This window comes from Aeromonas sp. R9-2, assembly GCF_040908025.1.
Lineage (GTDB): Bacteria > Pseudomonadota > Gammaproteobacteria > Enterobacterales > Aeromonadaceae > Aeromonas > Aeromonas veronii.
In genome coordinates this window covers 422,579-439,069 of the sequence record NZ_JBFOCX010000024.1, presented here as the reverse complement: position 1 = coordinate 439,069, position 16,491 = coordinate 422,579, and the positions used below count along the sequence as shown (strand labels likewise).

At 58.0% G+C, this 16,491-nt stretch carries 13 protein-coding genes and 1 pseudogene; 8 read left to right on the top strand and 6 right to left on the bottom strand.

Features of this window, described 5'->3' with window-relative positions; all coding sequences use genetic code 11:
• The first annotated feature begins 265 nt into the window (after positions 1 to 265).
• The 5 genes from cra (at position 266) to AB5Y71_RS11035 (ending at position 5,193) form a co-directional block, all read left to right on the top strand.
• The gene (gene cra, locus AB5Y71_RS11055; RefSeq protein WP_368171567.1) at positions 266 to 1,252 is read left to right on the top strand and encodes a catabolite repressor/activator; all 987 of its coding nucleotides are present in this window, start codon (positions 266 to 268) and stop codon (positions 1,250 to 1,252) included.
• 558 nt (positions 1,253 to 1,810) lie between these two features.
• On the top strand, positions 1,811 to 3,004 hold the full coding sequence (locus tag AB5Y71_RS11050) for an aromatic amino acid transport family protein (protein ID WP_368171566.1): 1,194 nt from the start codon (positions 1,811 to 1,813) through the stop codon (positions 3,002 to 3,004).
• Positions 3,005 to 3,256: 252 nt separating this feature from the next.
• Positions 3,257 to 3,814 (top strand): hypothetical protein, encoded by a 558-nt coding sequence (locus AB5Y71_RS11045; RefSeq protein ID WP_058057663.1) that lies wholly within the window; start codon positions 3,257 to 3,259, stop codon positions 3,812 to 3,814.
• Between the two features lie 225 nt (positions 3,815 to 4,039).
• Positions 4,040 to 4,426, top strand: a complete 387-nt coding sequence (locus tag AB5Y71_RS11040; protein ID WP_368171565.1) for an MAPEG family protein — start codon at positions 4,040 to 4,042, stop codon at positions 4,424 to 4,426.
• A 116-nt stretch (positions 4,427 to 4,542) separates the two neighbouring features.
• A complete protein-coding gene (locus AB5Y71_RS11035) occupies positions 4,543 to 5,193 on the top strand; it encodes a hypothetical protein (RefSeq protein WP_368171564.1) in 651 nt (216 codons plus the stop codon).
• A gap of 118 nt (positions 5,194 to 5,311) precedes the next feature.
• Here the strand turns inward: AB5Y71_RS11035 and AB5Y71_RS11030 are convergent, their stop codons facing one another.
• On the bottom strand, positions 5,312 to 6,712 hold the full coding sequence (locus AB5Y71_RS11030) for a DEAD/DEAH box helicase (protein WP_043819983.1): 1,401 nt from the start codon (positions 6,710 to 6,712) through the stop codon (positions 5,312 to 5,314).
• A gap of 349 nt (positions 6,713 to 7,061) precedes the next feature.
• Here AB5Y71_RS11030 and AB5Y71_RS11025 point away from each other — a divergent pair, with 349 nt between their 5' ends.
• The gene (locus AB5Y71_RS11025) at positions 7,062 to 7,892 is read left to right on the top strand and encodes a substrate-binding periplasmic protein (RefSeq protein ID WP_368171563.1); all 831 of its coding nucleotides are present in this window, start codon (positions 7,062 to 7,064) and stop codon (positions 7,890 to 7,892) included.
• A 111-nt stretch (positions 7,893 to 8,003) separates the two neighbouring features.
• Here the strand turns inward: AB5Y71_RS11025 and aroC are convergent, their stop codons facing one another.
• Together aroC and prmB are read right to left on the bottom strand one after the other, a co-directional pair.
• Entirely contained in the window at positions 8,004 to 9,092 is a 1,089-nt protein-coding gene (gene aroC, locus AB5Y71_RS11020) for a chorismate synthase (RefSeq protein ID WP_005333196.1), read from the bottom strand.
• Positions 9,093 to 9,104: 12 nt separating this feature from the next.
• Entirely contained in the window at positions 9,105 to 10,040 is a 936-nt protein-coding gene (prmB, locus tag AB5Y71_RS11015; RefSeq protein WP_005360393.1) for a 50S ribosomal protein L3 N(5)-glutamine methyltransferase, read from the bottom strand.
• Positions 10,041 to 10,122: 82 nt separating this feature from the next.
• Here prmB and smrB point away from each other — a divergent pair, with 82 nt between their 5' ends.
• Both smrB and AB5Y71_RS11005 read left to right on the top strand, forming a co-directional pair.
• Positions 10,123 to 10,647, top strand: coding sequence for an endonuclease SmrB (gene smrB / locus AB5Y71_RS11010; RefSeq protein ID WP_005333198.1), 525 nt, complete (start codon positions 10,123 to 10,125; stop codon positions 10,645 to 10,647).
• A gap of 57 nt (positions 10,648 to 10,704) precedes the next feature.
• Positions 10,705 to 11,999 (top strand): annotated as a pseudogene (locus tag AB5Y71_RS11005) (diguanylate cyclase).
• A gap of 132 nt (positions 12,000 to 12,131) precedes the next feature.
• Here AB5Y71_RS11005 and AB5Y71_RS11000 read toward each other — a convergent pair.
• From AB5Y71_RS11000 to AB5Y71_RS10990, 3 genes are all read right to left on the bottom strand, one after another.
• Complete coding sequence (locus AB5Y71_RS11000; RefSeq protein WP_257123059.1) at positions 12,132 to 12,740, bottom strand: histidine phosphatase family protein; 609 nt, start codon at positions 12,738 to 12,740, stop codon at positions 12,132 to 12,134.
• 592 nt (positions 12,741 to 13,332) lie between these two features.
• A complete protein-coding gene (locus AB5Y71_RS10995; protein ID WP_368171562.1) occupies positions 13,333 to 14,796 on the bottom strand; it encodes a chitinase in 1,464 nt (487 codons plus the stop codon).
• Positions 14,797 to 15,103: 307 nt separating this feature from the next.
• Positions 15,104 to 16,324 (bottom strand): methyltransferase, encoded by a 1,221-nt coding sequence (locus AB5Y71_RS10990; protein ID WP_368171561.1) that lies wholly within the window; start codon positions 16,322 to 16,324, stop codon positions 15,104 to 15,106.
• Positions 16,325 to 16,491 lie beyond the last annotated feature (167 nt).

The following is a 16,491-nucleotide window of genomic DNA, read 5'->3' as shown; positions in this document are numbered from 1 at the left end:
GTACGTCACAATTGAACATTCGGGTAACTCGCCAGCTGACAATAGACCCGAACACGGTTGACTGTGATCGGAGCCTGATTTTCAGGCCACTGGGTCTCTTCGCTGCTGACAGGCTGAATCGTTTCACCTACACTCAGACTGAATCGTTTCAGCGAATTGATCAAGTACCCACAAAGAGTGCTTTTCAATGATATGATCCCGCGCACACTTTTCGGTGCCCTCACCCGGCAGTGACCGTGGGCCTTGCAACTCAAACAGAGCCAATATGATGAAACTGGATGAAATCGCCGCCCTCGCCGGTGTCTCGCGCACCACGGCAAGCTATGTGATCAATGGCAAGGCCGACCAATACCGCATCAGTCAGGCCACCCGCGACAAGGTGATGGCCGTTGTCACCGCCCATAACTATCAGCCGGACAGCCGCGCCGCCTCTCTGCGTGGCGGCCAGACCAAGACTCTGGGCTTTATCCTGCCCGACCTTGAGAACGCCAGTTACGCCAAACTGGCCAAACGGCTGGAACAGGGGGGCCGGGCGCAGGGCTATCAGCTGCTCATCGTCTGCTCGGAAGATGAGCCCGCCACCGAAAAAGAGCTGGCCCAGATGCTGGTGAGCCGCCATGTGGATGCCCTGCTGGTGGCCAGTTGCCTGCCGCCGGACGACCCCTTCTACGGCAAATTGCAGGCGCAAGGCAGCCAAATCCTCGCCATCGACCGGGCGATGGCAGCCGACAAGTTCGTCACCGTCGCCAGTGAAAACGAGAAAGCGAGCTTTGATCTCACCAGCTCCCTGCTCACCCCGAACTTACGCCATATCGCCTTGATCACCGCGCTGCCAGCACTCACGATCAGTAAGGAGCGCAAAGCCGGTTTCGAGCAGGCGGTCGCCAGTCACAGCGCGGCTCGCCACCTGTGCGAGGGGGATCACTTCTCTCGCCTTGAGGGGTATCGCCTGATCAAAGATCTGCACCAGCAGCTGGGTCAACTGCCCGAAGCGCTAATCACTACCTCCTATATCCTGATGGAGGGGGTACTCGACTACCTGTTGGAGCAAGAGATCGATATGAGCCAGCTCGCCATGGCCACCTTCGGCGACGATCGGCTGCTCGACTTCCTCCCCTTTGGCATCAACTCCCTGCCCCAGCAGCACGATGCCCTGGCCAGCCAGGCGCTGGAGCTGGCGCTCAAGGCGGTGAACGGCGAATACCAGAGCGGGCTGCACTATGTGAGCCGCACCCTCAAGCGCCGTCGCTAACCTGACCGCAGCAGACCCGATTTGCTGTCAATGGGTGGGTAAAGAAAGCAGATGACAATAAGGCTGCCAGCATCGGCAGCCTTATTGTTTTCCCCCACAACCCTACCCGCCCGCTTTGCTTTCTCTACCGTCTGGCCGACTAAACAACCGGCCTCCACACTCCTTTCACCCCGCAACTAAACGCCAACGCCACGACAAGGCACTCCCCCATCCGTGCTGCAACCACTTGGCTGACTCGTATCAATGAGCCCCTGCCAGTCATTTTTTCGGTGTTTTTTCTGCAACTAGCCATCACTGTCATCATTTATTTCCACTTGTTGCCATAAGCCAGCACAAGATCCGTATAAAAGGGGTTGTTTCCGCTATTTTGATCCGCTAACGTGGCAACCATCTTTTACAACTGACAGGTTTTAGGTACAGATGTTCCCGTTCCGATATTGCTAGCCTCCGGCCCTATCACCGGAGGCACCTTCTGATAACGCCAATCGGCCCCCTCTTGTTGACGTCACTGCTGACATCGCCTGTTTGCACTGATACCGCTACGTTCGGATGGATAACATGAATACCAAAACCCTAGGTTGTACCCTGTTGATTGCCGGCACCACCATAGGTGCCGGCATGCTGGCCCTGCCGCTGGCCTCCTCCTCCCTCGGCGGCCCCGCCACCCTGATGTTGATGGTCGGCCTCTGGGCCCTGATGGCCTTCACCGCCATGCTGCAAGTAGAGGCAAGCCTCAACACCGGCAAGTGGTACCTGCACCAGCTGGCGGATCATCTGCTCGGCCCCTGGGGCAAGCGCATCGCCTCCTTCTGTATCCTGATGCTGTTCTACTCGCTGGCCTCCGCCTACATCAGCGGCGGCAGCAGCCTGCTAGCACAGGCGCTGGTCGATGCGGGCATGACCCTCACCCAGGAGCAGGCCGCCTGGGCCTTTACTCTGCTGTTTGGCGGCATGGTCTGTGTCGGCACCCGCTCGGTGGATTACCTCAACCGGCTGATGTTCACCGTCAAACTGGTGATCATGGTGGTGGTGCTGGCGTTGCTGCTGCCCCGCACCGAAGGGCAGCATCTACTCTCGATGCCGCTGGGTCAGGGCCTGTTGCTGGCGGGCCTGCCGGTCATCTTCACCTCGTTCGGCTTTCACGGCTCCATTCCGAGTGTGATGCTCTACCTCGGTGACTGCCCCAAGCAGTTGCGCCGGGTCTTTGTCTGGGGCTCAGCCCTGCCGCTGATCCTCTACGTGCTGTGGCAGGTAGCAATCCTCGGTCTGCTCGGCCAGCAGGCCCTGCTGCAAACCGGCGGCGCGCTGGACAGCCTGCTGGCCAACGTCGGCAAGCTGGTGAGCTGGCCTGCGTTTAATCAGGCGATGCACCTGTTTGCCGATCTGGCACTCGCCACCTCCTTCCTCGGGGTAACGCTGGGGCTGTTCGACTTTATGGCCAAGGTAACCCGCCGCAAGGACAACTGGCAGGGCCGCACTCAGACCGGCCTTATCACCTTTGTGCCGCCCTTGCTGTTTGCCCTCTACTTCCCGCAGGGCTTTATCATGGCCCTCGGATACGCTGCCATTGCGCTGGCGATCCTCGCGGTACTGCTGCCGGTTGCGCTGGTATGGCAGAGCCGCAAACAGGCGCCAGCCCACCACTACCGCGCCCCAGGTGGCGTAGTGGCGCTGGGAGTGGCCGCCGCCATGGGCGTGCTGATTGTTGGCGTACAGATCAGCGTCAGCCTTGGAATACTGCCAGCGCTGTAATCCCCGATACTAAACGCTCCAAATAGCCAAGCCCCGCCAATTAACTTGACGGGGCTTTTTGTTGGAAAAGAAATCAAGTGGATACAGGCATCAGCCATTAATTAAGACAGCGCCCCTTACCAAACAAACACCCAAACCTTCAGCTATATACCGACCTTTTTACTACCCAACCCTGAATAATCAGTTCAAAAACCGTTCATGCCCCTTCGCTACACTGCCCGCTCGTTTATCGCTATCAGGAGTTTGAAAACAATGATGTTGCACCTCAAGAAGAGCACCCTTGCCCTCGTCCTGCTTGCCGCCAGCGGCGCACTCAGCGCAGCCGAAATCGCCAACAACAATATTACCGAGGCGGAGATCAAGGCCGCGCAGGATGGTTGGGGCGCGGCGCTTATCAAGATCAGCGATGACTATCGCGCCGGTGGGATTGAGCGCGCCAAGGCGACCGCCGAGTCGGTGCTCGACAGCGCTTATGGCTACCAGCAGGGGCCGGTGCTGTTCAAGCCGACCCTTGCCGGTGGCGAGCAGACCTTTCGCACCAACCGCGAGGGGGCGCTGGCCTACTTTGTCGGCAACAACAGCGCCTACCCCACCGACAAAGGGTTCGCCCTGAAAAACTGGCAGAGCTATCGCTATGACAATGCCGCCGTCTATATCAACGGCGACATGGCGCTGACCATGGGCAAGGTGCATCTGGTAGATCGCGACAACAAGGAAACTACCGTCGACAAGACCTGGGGTTTCAAGAAGGGGGATGATGGCAAGGTGCGCATCGTGCTGCACCACTCCTCCCTCCCTTACGAGGGCTAATGACGGAGCCCTGCTCTGCCCACCATCAATATGATCAAAAAACAGCCCTGCCACCTCGGCAGGGCTGTTTGTTTTGCGCCTGCGCTTGGCCGATGGCAAGTGAATAGATGACGGTCGTGCTAAAGCAGTTTGCTGCTACCCTCAAGGCAAGCCATTGAGATGCCGAGCAATATCGCGTCTCTGAACACCAGCCACTCGATATCATCACACAAGGAGCCAGATACCATGACCATACTGCCTGTTTACGCGGCCCTGCTCGCCCTGCTGTTTGTGTTGCTGAGCATTCGAACCATTCGCACCCGCCATAGCCGCAAGGTGGCGCTGGGGCATGGGGATGACCCCGCCATGTTGCGCGCCATGCGGGTGCATGCCAACTTTGCCGAGTATGTTCCCCTCGCCCTGCTGCTGATCTATTTCGTCGAAACCGGCAACCAGACCCCCTGGCTTATCCATCTGCTGGGGAGCGCCCTCTTGCTTGGCCGTCTCTGCCACGCCTTTGGCATGAGCCGCACGCCGGAGAACTTCCGTTATCGGGTGGCGGGAATGGGGCTGACCTTCACAGTGATCCTGATGAGCGCGGCCCATATCCTGATCACGGCGCTGCTCCCCTGACCCGGCCGTCACGAATAGCTGGCGAAGCGGTCTGGCAGCCATCCCCATCGGCTATTCTTCACTGCACAGATAGTCGCAACAGTGCTGCTTAAACAAGCCCGATTCAGGAGTACGATATGAAGTGGATTGTCTGGTTACTGCTTGTCGGGCTGACTCCCGTTGCCCACGCAACCCCGCTAAAGCTGGCGGCAGCGGTCGAACACACTGCGATATTGCGCCCTTTTATTCATGACTGGTTTGGCCGGGCCGGCATCGACTTTCAGTTGATCCCCTGCACCTATGCCCGCTGCGAAAAGTTGATTGAGGCAGACCATGCCGTCGATGGCGATATGGCCCGGATCAAGGGCTTTGATGAGACCTATCCCCACTTGCTGCAGATCGGTGCCCCCATCTCGGAGGCGGCGATTTATGGTCAACCAAGGGATAACCCGAGCTGGCCCCCTGCCAAAGGTACCGTGATTGGCTGCCTGCGCGGCATCCAGTGGTGCGAGCGCTTCCTCGGCAACTATCAGGTCATCTGGTTGAACGATGAGAAGCAGGGGCTTGCCCAACTGCATCGACGCAAAGTGGACTGGCTCATCAAGATGCGCCCCGCCTCTCAACCTGCACTGGCATCCCCCTGGCAGAAGATCACCAAAGAGCAGGTCTTTCTCTATCTCGATAAAAAGCACCGGGCGGAAATTGCAGCCCTGCTCAAGGTACAGCTGGCGTTTATCAATAACGGCCGCTGGCTGGCGATGCAAAAGCAGTACCTCTCCGCCATCTAGCGCGGTTCTCGCAGCACCACACAGTGCCGATTACATGGCTGAAAAAACAAAAAGCCCTGCCAGATTGGCAGGGCTTTTCAGTCAACCGCATAGCTGGGGAGTCAAGCTCCCGAGCCGCTTACTGGTTGTGGGTAGAGCGACGTGGACGACGGGCCTGAGCCGGTTTGCCAGCGCCATCAACAGGGCGCTGACCACCTTGCGGCTTGGGCTTGCCACCGTTACCGGTACGTGCACCACCCGCATTGCCATTGGAGGCGGAACGACCGGCCCCCTGACGCTGGCCTTGACCTTGCGGACGCGGCGCACGGCGCTGCTCGCTCGGATCGCGGGGCTCTTTGCGCAGCGGCGCGCCGATACCACGGGCGATGTTGTCGAGGGTCTCGCGGGAGGCTTCAAAACCGGCCACCTGCTCGCACGGAATGTTCTGCTTGGTCAGACGCTCGATCGCCTTGATAAGCTTGCCTTCATCGGCAGCAACCAGGGAGATGGCGTGACCGGCAGCACCGGCACGGCCGGTACGACCGATACGGTGCACGTAATCTTCCGCCACGTTGGGCAACTCGAAGTTGACCACTTGCGGCAACTTGTCGATGTCCAGACCACGGGCGGCGATGTCGGTCGCCACCAGCACCTTGACGCTACCATCCTTGAAACCGGCCAGCGCGCGAGTACGGGCACCCTGGCTCTTGTTGCCGTGGATGGCGGCGGCGCTGACGCCGTTCTTGTCGAGGGTCTCGGCAACACGGTTGGCCATGTGCTTGGTACGGGTGAACACCAGTACCTGCTGCCAGTTGTTGCTGGTGACCAGATGACTCAGCAGCGCGATCTTGTTGGCCTTGTCGCACGGATGCACCAGCTGCTCGATACGCTCGGCAGTACTGTTGCGCGGGGCCACTTCGATCACCGCCGGGTTATCCAGCAGACCGGTGGCCAGTTCGCGGATCTCGTCGGCAAAGGTGGCGGAGAAGAGCAGGTTCTGACGCTTCTTCGGCATCAGAGCCAGGATACGGCGGATGTCGCGGATAAAGCCCATGTCGAGCATGCGATCCGCTTCGTCCAGTACCAGGATCTCCACTTCGTCGAACTTGACGGCGTTCTGGTTGTAAAGATCCATCAGACGGCCGGGACAGGCCACCAGCACGTCCAGACCACGGCGAGTCGCCATCATCTGCGGATTGATGCTGACGCCGCCGAACACGACGTGGCTGCGCATCGGCAGGTGTTTGCCGTAGTTACGCACGCTCTCGCCCACCTGGGCGGCCAGCTCGCGAGTCGGGGTCAGCACCAGCGCACGAATGCGGTTCGGAGAAACCTTGCGCTTGCTCTCCATCAGACGTTGCAGCATCGGCAGGGTAAAGCCTGCGGTCTTGCCGGTCCCTGTTTGGGCCGCCGCCATCAGGTCGCGGCCAGCCAGAACGGCGGGGATCGCTTGCTGCTGAATGGGAGACGGGGTGTCGTAGCCTTGTTCGGCAACGGCACGCAACAAGGGTTCGGCCAGACCGAGGGAAGTAAAGCTCATAATTACCTGCTAGAGATAGGGGCGCCGGGGATTTGTGGTGGGGCTCCTCTGCTGAGCCGATGCCATCTCACAAGATCTGGGCCTATTGAGAAAACAACGATTTCCCCGGGGAGCAGAGCAAAGGGGAAAGAATAGAGGCGCAGTCTAACGGAGTTGCCCGGGATAAACGAGAAAAATGTGATGCTCCTCCCAGCACGAACAGAAAATCCCCCTCCTGCCCCCCCGAATAATCCCGTTGATTGATGTAGCACGCACCACACTATTAACTGGCAACACAATATCAGCCCTCGCAGGCATGGCTCGCAGGGCAAAAGCACGGGATAAAAGAACACAATAACGAGGTTTAGCTATGACCACGCCATATCGTCCCCGCGGCAGCTGGCAGGCAAGGATTGGCCTGCTGCTTCTGCTGCTAAGCCCTGCCCTGCAGGCCAGTCAGACTCTGACCGTGGCCTGGAGCCACTGGCCCCCCTTCAGCCAAATCAACAACCGGGGTGAGCTGGATGGGCTGGATGTCAGCCTGACCCGCCAGATCCTTACCCAGGCGGGCTTTGCCCCCAAGTTTCGCGAGCTTCCCTGGGCGCGGGCACTGCATCTGGTAGAATACGATCAGCTGGATGTGGCGATGGCCGCCCTCCCTCTGCCGGAGCGCCAGAGCTATGCCCGCTTCTCGACCCCCTACCGCCAGAGTGCCTATGTGCTGCTGAGCAATGACCCGATTCCCGGCCATCAGGATCGCTGGGCGCAGCTCGATAATCTGCCCGCGTTGTGCAACGAGAAAGGGCTCAAGATAGGCAAATTGCGCGGCACTCGCCCCATGCATCAGATGGATAGCTGCCCGGCGCTTAAAATGGCGACCGAATACAACGCCGATGAGCGGATGATCGATCTGCTGCTGGCTCGCCGCCTCGATGGCATCATCATGGAGTGGCAATATGCCCGCTACCGGCTGGCCCAGCTGGGGGCCGAAGAGTTTATCAGCTGCCAGCTGTTGCTACACCACCAGCCGGTCAGTCTGATGTTTGCCAAAAACAGCGTGAGCGAAGAACAGATCCTCAAAGTCAACGAGGCCATTCATGCCTTGCCCAAACCCCACAACAAGTTCTCGCCCCCCAGGTGTCGCCTCAATGCCGATCCGGGCGCCGCGGATCTGCTGACCCGCACCCTCAGCAAGCAATGACGGGATAAGCCGCCACCTGAAATAGCAAAGGCGACCCGAAAGTCGCCTTTTTGGTATTGTCGAACTTGTTCCCCAAACAGGGAGCGATCAGCCGATGAGCAGCAACAGCGATCAGCGCAGTTGCGGGGTATGGGTCAACACCCCTTGATTCTGGGCGCGATGGCGCAGCAGGTGATCCATCAACACCAGCGCCAGCATGGCTTCGGCGATGGGTACGGCGCGAATGCCGACACAAGGATCGTGACGACCCTTGGTGATCATCTCGATTGCCTCGCCTTCGGTATTGATGGTCTTGCCCGGCACAGTGATGCTGGAGGTGGGCTTGAGCGCCATGCTCACCACAATATCCTGACCCGACGAGATCCCACCCAGAATGCCGCCCGCATGGTTGCTGGCAAAGCCCGCCGGGGTCATCTCGTCGCGATGCTCGGAACCTTTTTGCTCCACTACCGCAAAGCCGTCACCGATCTCCACCCCTTTCACCGCATTGATGCCCATCATGGCATGGGCAATGTCGGCGTCGAGGCGATCAAATACCGGCTCACCGAGACCCACCGGCACATTGCGCGCAATGACCTGCACCTTGGCACCGATACTGTTGCCCTCTTTTTTCAGGTCACGCATATATTGATCCAGTTCTTCCAGCTTGCCCGCATCGGGGAAGAAGAAGGGATTCTGCTCAATCTGCACCGCGTCAAACGCCTCAGCCTTGATGGGGCCGAGCTGGGAGAGAAAACCGGTGATCTCTATGCCATGCACCTGTTTCAGGTACTTCTTGGCAATGGCCCCCGCCGCTACCCGCATCGCGGTCTCGCGTGCCGAGGAGCGACCACCGCCGCGATAGTCCCGCTGACCATACTTCTGGTGGTAGGTGTAGTCAGCGTGACCCGGCCGGAACAGATCCTTGATGTCGGAGTAATCCTTGGAGCGCTGATCGGTATTCTCGATGAGCAGCCCGATGGAGGTGCCGGTGGTCTTGCCCTCGAACACCCCGGAGAGGATCTTCACCTCGTCCGGCTCGCGGCGCGGCGTGGTGTAGCGAGAAGTGCCCGGCTTGCGCCGATCCAGATCCCCCTGCAGATCCGCCTCACTGATCTCCAGCCCAGGCGGGCAGCCATCAACCACGGCGCCCAGCGCCAGGCCGTGGCTCTCGCCAAAGGTAGTGACCCGAAAGAGTTGACCAAAACTGTTCCCTGCCATGCGCGCTCCTGCTTAGTTCTTGTAGATGGCGAAATGATCCTGATACTGCACCAGCTCGTCACGGGTCATCACAAAGACGCCGTGGCCGCCGTTTTCGAATTCAACCCAGGTAAAGGGGATCTCGGGGAACTGGGCTTCCAGATGGATCATGCTGTTGCCCACTTCGACCACCAGCACGCCGTTATCCTTGAGGAAATCTGCCGCATGGGCTAGCAGACGCTTGGTCAGCTTGAGACCATCGGAGCCGGACGCCAGCGCCAGCTCGGGTTCGTGACGGAACTCATCCGGCAGATCCGACATATCTTCGGAGTCCACATAGGGCGGGTTGGAGACGATGAGATCGTACTTGTCGCCCGCCGGCAGATCGCGGAACAGATCGGAGCGGATAGGAATGACCTGCTGCTCCAGCCCGTGATCGTTGATGTTGCGCTCAGCCACGTTCAGCGCATCGATGCTGATGTCGATGGCATCAACTTCCGCTTCCGGGAACTCGTGGGCCATGATGATGGCGATGCAACCTGAGCCGGTGCAGAGATCCATGATCCGGGTCGGTTCATGTTTGAGGAAGGGTGCGAAACGGTTGGCCACCATCTCGGCAATGGGGGAACGGGGAATGAGCACCCGCTCGTCCACGTAGAACTCCCAACCGGCATACCAGGCCTTGTTGGTCAGATAGGCGGCCGGTACCCGCTCCTGTACGCGACGGATAATCAGCTCGGCGATACGGTGACGCTCGCTGCTGGTGAGACGGGAGTGGCGCATGGCCGGGTCTACATCCGGTGGCAGATGTAACGCGGGCAGTACCAGCTGCACAGCTTCATCCCAGGCGTTGTCGGTTCCATGACCGTAAAAAATCCCGGCGTCGTTGAAACGACTCATGGCCCAACGCAACATGTCCTGGATGGTGTGCATCTCGGCAACCACCTCATCGATAAATATCTTGTCCAAATCCACCTCCAAGTCGAGTAATATCCGGCCCGAGCCCCGTTTACCTGACGGGCAAGACGCATACCTAATACATGAGCATCTGATGAAAAAAACGCCCTCACCGACAGACGAGGAAACCCTGCTGTTCCGCGATGCGATAAAAGGTACCCGGAAAATCAAGCAAGATACCATAAGGGCCGAGTTACGCCCGGTCAAGCAGAAACGCGAATTGCGCGAAACCCGCGAAAAGCTTGGGGTTGACCACTATTTCAGCGATGAGTATCAGCCCCATCTCGATGATGATGGGCCGACCCGTTACGTGCGGGAAGATGTGTCAAAATTTGAGCTGAAAAAGCTCAAGCGGGGCATTTATCCGCCGGAGATCTACCTGGATCTGCACGGCATGAACCAGCAGCAGGCAAAACAGGAGCTGGCGGCTCTGCTCACCCTCTGCCAGAAAGAGAACATTCACGTCGCCTCGGTGATGCACGGTATCGGCAAACATATTCTCAAGCAGCGCATTCCCAGCTGGCTGGCCCAGCACCCCAATGTTCGCGCCTTCCATCAGGCTCCCCGCGAATGGGGCGGCGACAGCGCCATTCTGGTGTTGCTGGATATCGAAGAGTAGTTAGCCAAACGACCACACTATACTGAATATCAATATGTTATTCGCCGTGGAGGTCGCATGTTTACACAGGGTTCCCATGCCGACATAAAGTCATCTCTCGACGCCATCGGCGCCGCCGTGGCGGTGTTCAGCCTCGACAAGGATGATCACTTTGTGCTGGTCTCTGCCAACGATACCTTTGCCAAGGCGTTCGAGCTGGATGTCCTTGGCAGCATTGGCAAACAGCTGAGCGAGATGTTTCCCCGCTACATAACCAATACCATCGAGCCGCCAATGCACGAATGTGTGCGCATGCAGACCGGGCTCGAGAGCGAGCTGCCTATCGACAGCCTGTCGCGTACCAGTTGGTGGCGCTTTATTCTCTCCCCCATCATCCCCGAGCAGGCACGGATCAACCGGATCATTGTCACCGCCATCGACATCACCGCCAGGATGCAGCTGGAAGAGGCTCTCACCACCAGTCGCCGTCGCTTCGAAGCGGTGGTCAACTCCGCCTATGACGGCATCATCAGTGTCAGCAGCGAGTCACGCATCGAGCTTATCAATACCGCTGCCTGCGAAATGTTTGGGATCGACGAAAGCTATCTCGGCAAGCGGCTGGAAACCCTGCTTCCTCAGCGTTTTCGCGCCAATCACGAAACCTATTTCAAAGCCTTCAGCAGCTCCCCCATCAATTCGCGCCCGATGCATGCCCGCGCCTCGGTGATGGGTCTGCGCCGCGACGGTAGCGAATTTCCGCTGGAGGTGACCATCGCCAAGATCAATCTGGGCCCGACCACCGAGATGACCGCCATCTTGCGGGATATCTCGGAGCGAGCCCGACTGGTGGAGGAGTTGAAGGTCGCCGCCACCACGGATCCCCTGACCGGCATTGCCAACCGGCGCCGCTTCAACGAGCTGGTCAACGCCGAAATGCAACGCTGCCAGCGTTTTGGCCATACCATGAGCCTGCTGCTGATCGATGTCGACCACTTCAAGGAAGTCAACGATACCTTTGGCCATCAGCAGGAGATCTGGCGATCCTGAGTCTGGTGAAACGGATCAGCAAACAGCTGCGGGAGGTGGACATGCTGGGTCGCTGGGGTGGCGAGGAGTTTATCGTGCTGCTGCCGGAAACCTCCCTCGAGCTCGCCTGGGCCAGCGCCGAGCGGATCAGGCTCGCCATCGAATCCCAGCACCATGCACTGGAGGGGGCTCTTGAGATCTCCCTCACCATCAGTATCGGGATCAGTGCCAGCAAGGGCAGCCATGACACTGTAGAGAAGATGGTTAGACGGGCCGACACCGCCCTCTATCTGGCCAAGAAACAGGGGCGCAACTGCTGCCGCAAAGAGGAGCAGGAGCCGACTTAAGGACGCATGCCACTGCCCTCTGGTGACACAGCTAACCTTTGCCTGCAGAGATAACCAACCGCAACGAATACAAAAGACAGCGCTACTCTCTTCGGTAGCGCTGCTTGTTTCGTTCTGCTTTTGGTGCACTTTTCAATCACAACCATCAAGGGGACGGCTAAAGCGCAGTGGGCCACCATCAGCCAGAGAGAGCCTCACCGACAGCATGCCGCCGTTGGGCAATTGCCATTCAAAGAAGTCATCAAAACCGGCAATCGTTACGGCGCGGATCACCTTGGCGACCACACCGTGCGCCACCAGCAGTATCCGCTCCCCTTGCATGGTCGAAGCAAGTTCCGTGAGTCCCTGCGAGACCCGGGCAATCACCTCATCAATGGTTTCACCACCGGGAGGAGCTTCAGCCCAGCGCCGAGTGATATTGCGCGCCCACAGTTCGGGATAGCGTGTTCTTGCCTCTACCTGCGTTAGCCCTTCAAACAGGCCGACATCCCGCTCACGAAAGGCAGGCACAAGTTCCACAGGCAATCCCAACTGACGAGACAAGATGGCAGCGCTCTCCCTTGTTCGCAGCAGGGGAGATGCCAGCAACCGATCGAACGGCTGCTGTGCCACAGCCACCTTCTCAGCCAGACAAGAGATCTGGCGCACGCCATCGTCATTGAGCCCGATATCCAGCGAGCCTTGATAGCGCCCTTCCGCATTGGCCTGCGTCTCTGCATGGCGGATCACCACCAGTTCCATGGTGCACTCCTCTTTCCTGCTATCTGCTTAGTGATTAAACCACATACGACTTCCCATTCGGATAACGAGACGACAATCCCCATTCATCTGCGCACTTTAACGATTCTTTAAAATCGAGCAAGATTACCTCGCTCGCAGTAAAAAACATCCGCCGAACTACATACTCTCATCCGTAAACAAATAGATACATATGACTTTTACATCCAACATGTTCATTTTTCTCTCTGTGAAATAAATGTCGCCAAGGTGATACCATGCATTGATAGATAGGAAGAATAGACACCCTCATCATAAATACGACAAAGATGGCGTCATGGGTGTGCTCTGCGAACCCATCGTTTAGCAAAACATCACTCAACGCTTTTTAATATTGCTGCGCAGCAAGGTTAAAACATTAAATCCAGCCATCAATAAAATTTAATATGGATCGTTTACGTCACTTTAAATGGGAAAGAAAAGTTGGCTGACAAATACAGTTTCCCTTCCAGATTGACGGTTCTTTTTTTAATCGCTGCACATATTGCCCCCTGCGCAAAAAATATATTAAAAGGGGGCTAAGCCCCCTCTCCTTATCAATGGATGGACTGTCTCTTTATTGGGTCGTCACCAACGCCCAGGGGCCACCTTTGGCGGGATCATCCCCTTGCGTCCACCATTTGGCCTGATAGACGGCGCCCTTGTAGCTCACCTTGTTGCCAGCGGTGTAGACCTTGGTCGCTTCCCAGGCCGGGTTGCCACCGATGGGGGGTTCACTCGGATCGACCGGCGGTGGAGTCAATTTGTCCACGATCCGCACTTTCGGCCAGTTGGCGTGGGAGCCGTAGAAGTTGGTCACGCATTTCTCGTAATCACCCGGCACCAACGCAGAATAAGCGGTCTGAAAGCCCACCAGTTCGCACTCGAAGGAGTAACCGCCCGGGCGATCCGGATAGTATTTCCAGTTGCCATCCCAGTTGGTGTAGAGCACGTCGGTAGCGCCGTTAAGATTGAGGCTGCCATAGGGAGTCTGCTGCCAGCAGGTGTTCTTCTCATCCGCCTTGATCGGGATCTGGTAGTGGTTGGCCAGCCCTTCCCAGTAGCGGATACGATTGACCGGCTGCCCCTTGTCCTTGTTCTGCTCACCGCACTCGATACCACCGTTGATCACGTTGATGGTGGTACCAAAGCCATAGCCGATACCCGCATCGGCCTCCCGCTTGGAGGGTACCCAGGTGCGATCAATCACGTGCAGCATGGCCGGTTTCGGGGCCTGCGGGGTAAGGAAGAACCAGATGGCAGAAGCGAGGTTGAGCCAGGAGTCCGCCACCAGACCCGGGTTGTTGAGCAGCACGGAGGCATCGCCATCGAACATCGCCTCGGAGAAGGCGCCGTAGTTAAAGTGGTAGGAGAGTTGCTTGGCGCCGCGGCCAAAGTAACCTTGTCCGGTACTACAGGGCCACTTCTTGTTCTGCCAGTCGTTCTGGCCACAGCCAGTGGTATAGCCGGTCTGTCCCTCTGACCAGCCCATCTCCCGCACATGCACCAGCGCCTGTTGCCACTCCTCCAGCCCCAGCGGGTTGTCGGAGACATTGTCCTTGGAGATATGGCCGCCCGTCTCCTGAGAGAAGTGGGCAAAGGCCGTCACAATGGACTTTTTACAGATCGCATCAGAATCACGCCCGTCAGTATATTCGCCACAGAACGCAGGGAATTTACCAATGGCTCGCAAGAAGCGGACATAAGTATATTCCGGCGCTGCCATCTGGGTTAAATATTCCCATTCAGATTGGGGAAATACCCGTTCAACCCGCTTTACGTTGTCAGGATTGCTTGCCAGACCCGGTTCAATGGCATCAACAATTTTATTGGACCGGGTGGCCAATGCCTTGGCCCATATTGCATACATGGGATTAGCCGTCTTGGCTTTTTCCATGGCAGCCAGATCCGGGGCCGCAATCACATATCCTCCCGCATTTTGCGGATCGGGTTGAATATTCATGGCTGCACTCATTGCGGCATAGCTTGGCAATGCGCAGGCGGCAGCGATTAGCCAGGCACAACGCTTGGGTTTGAACATGTTTATCGTCCTTGTTTGAATTAATGCGTTCCAAGAGTAGGTGTTTCAACAACTAAATTCACGATGAGAATTAAGAAATAAGCAGAATTTGTGAGCCATTTCACCTTGTGATATTCAGTGCAGCTGAAACAAAGAAAAAGAACCCAAACGAAAACGCCACGGCGTGATCTGTCGCCCATTTTTAGAACAGTTGAGACGGCCAGGTGACCTGCCATACGGTCATTGTTCGTGATGAAAAAAATGGCTGACAGGCTCAACCTGTCAGCCATCATCAATGTTCAAGAAAAATGCTCAAAATAGCCGGATGTCAGACACGCACGGCACGGATCAGGATATTGCGCGGGGTCATGGGTTTGGCACAAAACTCCCCCACTTCGACCCGATAACCCTGCTCTTGCAAAAAGAGCGCGCGATCCAGCGCCAACCAGATCTCGAGGGGACGGCGAAACAAATGACGCACCAGCTCCATGCGGGCGACATCACCAAAGCGGCGCTCCCCGTGTTCCAACCAGGCGGAATAGTTGAGCCCGGCGGGCAGCACAATCCCTTTGCGCTCGGCGGCCCAGTTGCAAAATGCCGTGAAACTGCCGGTCAGCAGGCTCTTTTGCATATTGGGCACCGGCAGATACTCATCCACCCCGCGCACCTGACGCTGCAGGCAGTCAAACCCGAGCCGCCACACCACTTCCTGCTCGCGCAGGCGGGCGATCCGCGCGCCACCGGTCACCGTCTCCTGTAGTGGCAACTTGAGATCCGCCTTGCTCAACACCAGCTCGCTGGCATTGGCCGCGGCCGACAGCGGGCGATAGTGGCTGGTACGGACCAGGTGGTAACAACAGGGAGAGATTGTCACGCCGCTGGCACTGCGCTCGGCCACCCGCTCCAGCAGATGGGTGTGGAGCTCGCCGCAGGCATGGAGTGCCATAGCGTGATGTTCGGGGGCGATCAGCGCCGCCGACTCGGGGGCAAAAGCATCGGCGCAGGTAAAGGTCATATTGGCGCCATCCCGCTCGGCCAGCAGCCGACCTTCGTCACAAAGCTGCCCTTGCAACTCCAGACTGAGGATCGGAGCCTGTCGATGAATTGATACCAGCCGCCCAAGGTGGCCCTTGCCGGCACACCACTCCAGATAGGGGCCCTGATGGGCAGGCAGACAGGCGGTGAACGACTCGATCTGAGCCTGCTTGCGCCCCGGCATATGCAGCGCCATCTCCTTGCTGCAGGTGATGGGCTCAGGGGTAAACGGGGCAAGCTGGCTGAGTTGCTGCAGCTTGGTCCCCTCGGCAATCCAGGGGGCAAGCAGACTGCTGAGTGCATCCATATCCGCATCGAGCTCTGCCAACTGGCCGAGCGTCAGCCCATTGAGCAACGCCGCCAGTTCGGGCGCCTCATCGGCAAAGGCCATGGTCAAATGATGATATGGCTGATATTGCCACCAGCGTCGGTAGCGCGTGAGCAGTCGATCCAGTTGTTGAAAACGTTGAGCCAGCACGAATGCCCCTGCCTTGCAGTCAAAAAGGAGGCTCATTCTAGCGATCCCGCTTCAAATTGCACTCTCAATACCTGACGATCAGCGCCGCAGAACAGCCCCCCCCTGTGAGCCAGGGCAGACCTGACAAAGTGCGGGGTTTTATGCTATATTCCGCCCCCTCTTTCACGCGCCCCGCCCAACGCGGGTCGCTTTACCACTAGCTA

Bases quoted from the DNA above. Each gene is read 5' to 3' on its own strand.
- AB5Y71_RS10990 (WP_368171561.1), bottom strand. From the start codon at position 16,324: ATGAGCCTCCTTTTTGACTGCAAGGCAGGGGCATTCGTGCTGGCTCAA.
- AB5Y71_RS11035 (WP_368171564.1), top strand. From the start codon at position 4,543: ATGAAGTGGATTGTCTGGTTACTGCTTGTCGGGCTGACTCCCGTTGCC.
- AB5Y71_RS11025 (WP_368171563.1), top strand. From the start codon at position 7,062: ATGACCACGCCATATCGTCCCCGCGGCAGCTGGCAGGCAAGGATTGGC.
- AB5Y71_RS11000 (WP_257123059.1), bottom strand. From the start codon at position 12,740: ATGGAACTGGTGGTGATCCGCCATGCAGAGACGCAGGCCAATGCGGAA.
- AB5Y71_RS10995 (WP_368171562.1), bottom strand. From the start codon at position 14,796: ATGTTCAAACCCAAGCGTTGTGCCTGGCTAATCGCTGCCGCCTGCGCA.
- aroC (WP_005333196.1), bottom strand. From the start codon at position 9,092: ATGGCAGGGAACAGTTTTGGTCAACTCTTTCGGGTCACTACCTTTGGC.
- AB5Y71_RS11045 (WP_058057663.1), top strand. From the start codon at position 3,257: ATGATGTTGCACCTCAAGAAGAGCACCCTTGCCCTCGTCCTGCTTGCC.
- AB5Y71_RS11050 (WP_368171566.1), top strand. From the start codon at position 1,811: ATGAATACCAAAACCCTAGGTTGTACCCTGTTGATTGCCGGCACCACC.
- cra (WP_368171567.1), top strand. From the start codon at position 266: ATGATGAAACTGGATGAAATCGCCGCCCTCGCCGGTGTCTCGCGCACC.
- AB5Y71_RS11040 (WP_368171565.1), top strand. From the start codon at position 4,040: ATGACCATACTGCCTGTTTACGCGGCCCTGCTCGCCCTGCTGTTTGTG.
- AB5Y71_RS11030 (WP_043819983.1), bottom strand. From the start codon at position 6,712: ATGAGCTTTACTTCCCTCGGTCTGGCCGAACCCTTGTTGCGTGCCGTT.
- smrB (WP_005333198.1), top strand. From the start codon at position 10,123: ATGAAAAAAACGCCCTCACCGACAGACGAGGAAACCCTGCTGTTCCGC.